General features: G+C 51.4%; 3 protein-coding genes. 2 read left to right on the top strand and 1 reads right to left on the bottom strand.

The window, feature by feature from the left end:
• Positions 1-108: 108 nt before the first annotated feature.
• Positions 109-1,005 (bottom strand): site-specific tyrosine recombinase XerD, encoded by an 897-nt coding sequence (gene xerD / locus ACEW8P_RS00980; protein WP_373511244.1) that lies wholly within the window; start codon positions 1,003-1,005, stop codon positions 109-111.
• 107 nt (positions 1,006-1,112) lie between these two features.
• On the opposite strand from xerD, the gene aroQ reads away from it, so the two are divergent.
• Together aroQ and ACEW8P_RS00970 are read left to right on the top strand one after the other, a co-directional pair.
• Positions 1,113-1,559, top strand: a complete 447-nt coding sequence (gene aroQ, locus ACEW8P_RS00975; protein ID WP_373511243.1) for a type II 3-dehydroquinate dehydratase — start codon at positions 1,113-1,115, stop codon at positions 1,557-1,559.
• Positions 1,560-1,627: 68 nt separating this feature from the next.
• On the top strand, positions 1,628-2,233 hold a 606-nt coding region (locus ACEW8P_RS00970), incomplete at its 3' end, for a carboxypeptidase-like regulatory domain-containing protein (RefSeq protein ID WP_373511242.1).

Genomic DNA, 2,233 nt, shown 5'->3' with positions numbered 1-2,233 from the left:
TACAGGAGTGGCTCCTGTGCGAGATTTTTCAAAAGTTGAGGAAATTTGTGGGTTGTAGTTAGAAGACGCAACTTCGGCCGTTATACCCAAATCCCCACTTGCCGAAAACTACCCGCGCGGATGAAACTCCGTAATTACCTGCCGCAGGTAGTCGCGGTCGAGGTGAGTATAGATTTCGGTCGTGATGATAGACTCGTGGCCCAGCATCTCCTGTACCGCCCGCAAACTGGCCCCGCCCTCGATCAGATGCGTGGCAAAGGAGTGCCGAAACGTGTGCGGGCTGACGTTTTTGGTTATCCCGGCTTCCTCGGCCACTGCTTTGATAATGTAAAAAATCATGACCCGCGTCAGTTGACTACCCCGACGATTGAGAAACACAACGTCTTCGCTTTCTTTCTTGACGTCGAGTTGATTCCGAACGGTTTCCAGATAAATCTCGGTGTACTTTATGGCATCCCGGCCAATCGGCACCAGCCGCACCTTGTCGCCCTTACCGACGACGCGAATGAAACCGATGTCGAAGTAGCAGTTGGTTAGTTGCAGGCTGGTCAGTTCCGACACGCGAAGTCCGCAACTGTAAAGTACTTCCAGGATGGCGCGGTTGCGGGTACCTTCGGGCGTGGAGTGGTCGATGGCCGCCAGCATCTCCTCTATTTCGGGATAAGAAAGTACGTCGGGTAGTTTGCGCGGCAGGGTGGGGGATTCGATGAGTTCGGAAGGATCTTCCCGGATGATGTTTTCCAGTAAAAGGTACTTGAAAAAAGCTTTTATACCCGACAGAAAGCGGGCTTGGGTGTGGGCGGTGAGGCCGAGTTCGGTGAGGTACTTCAGGTAGCCCAGCAGGTGTTCTTCGGTGATGTCGGCGGGCGTAGTAGCGAGGTCTTGCATTTCGGCGTACTCGCGGAGTTTGTCGGCATCGTGGACGTAGGCTTCCACCGAATGGCCCGAAAGCGAGCGTTCCAGGCGGAGGTAGTCTTTAAAATGTTTGATGTAGCTTTGCCACATAGCTTTTGGCCCCTCTTTTTATTGCAAAGTCGCAAAGCCGCAAAGAAAAACCTAGCATTCCTGCGACTCTGCATCATTTCCTTTTCTGATAAATAGCAAAAATCACAATGAAAAAAATCCTGATTCTCAACGGCCCGAATCTCAACTTACTAGGCAAACGGGAGCCGGGGATTTATGGCAATCAGTCTTTTGAGAATTATTTTAAAGGGCTGAAAAATATCTTTTCAGACGTAGAACTGCATTACTTTCAATCGAACCATGAAGGAGAACTCCTGGACAAAATTCACGAGACCGGCTTTTCGTTCGACGGCCTCGTTATCAACGCTGGGGCACTTACGCATACTTCGGTGGCCCTGGCTGACGCGCTATCGGCTGTGCCGATGCCCGCCGTGGAGGTACATATCTCGAATATCCACAAACGCGAAGCCTTCCGCCACCACAGTTTTTTGAGCAATCGCTGCCACGGCATGATCTGCGGGTTGGGGCTGCAAGGCTACGAATTAGCTGTACGCTACCTGCTCGATCTGGATGCCAAGCCTGTTACAATTACTTAACAGCGAGAATTTTCACTTGCAGAAACAACGCCCTTATTTCGGCTACCCGCTCCATCCATCAAAAGGCCATGCGTAGAATTCTAGCCCTAGTTTTTTTTCTCCTCCCACTATTTGTTTTTGCCCAAAAAACTGAATCCCTCCAACGCTTGACGGGGCATGTTTTTTCCCAAGATGGTCGAAAGCCCGTTCCGGGTGCAACGGTGCAGGTACTCAATTCCACGATTGGTACGACCACTGACGATAGCGGTGTTTTTCAACTGGATTTAGGAAAAGCCGAAGAGTACAAAGTACTGGTTTCCAGTGTGGGATTTTCCTCCAAAACAACAATTATTTCCGGCGAAAGAAATCCCGCTTCGATTGAAGTACTGCTGCAGCCTGCGCTCATTCAGCTTAACGACCAGGTAGTTGTAACGGCGCAACGCTACGAAACGCTGGCCTTCGAGCGTCCCGAGGCGGTAACCGTCATTTCCCAACGCGACCTGGCTCAAAGTGCATTGCGATCTACGCCCGAAGTACTTTCGGGACAAACGGGAGTGTTTTTGCAAAAAACAAACCACGGCGGTGGCTCACCCTTCGTCCGTGGCCTGACGGGGCAGCAAACGTTACTGCTGGTAGACGGCATCCGACTCAATAACGCTACTTTCCGCTCCGGCCCGAACCAGTACCTCAATACC

This window comes from Persicitalea sp. (genome assembly GCF_041751555.1).
Classification (GTDB): Bacteria; Bacteroidota; Bacteroidia; order Cytophagales; family Spirosomataceae; genus Persicitalea.
The sequence above is the reverse complement of the archived record's forward strand: the minus strand, read 5'-3'. Positions and strand labels throughout refer to the sequence as shown.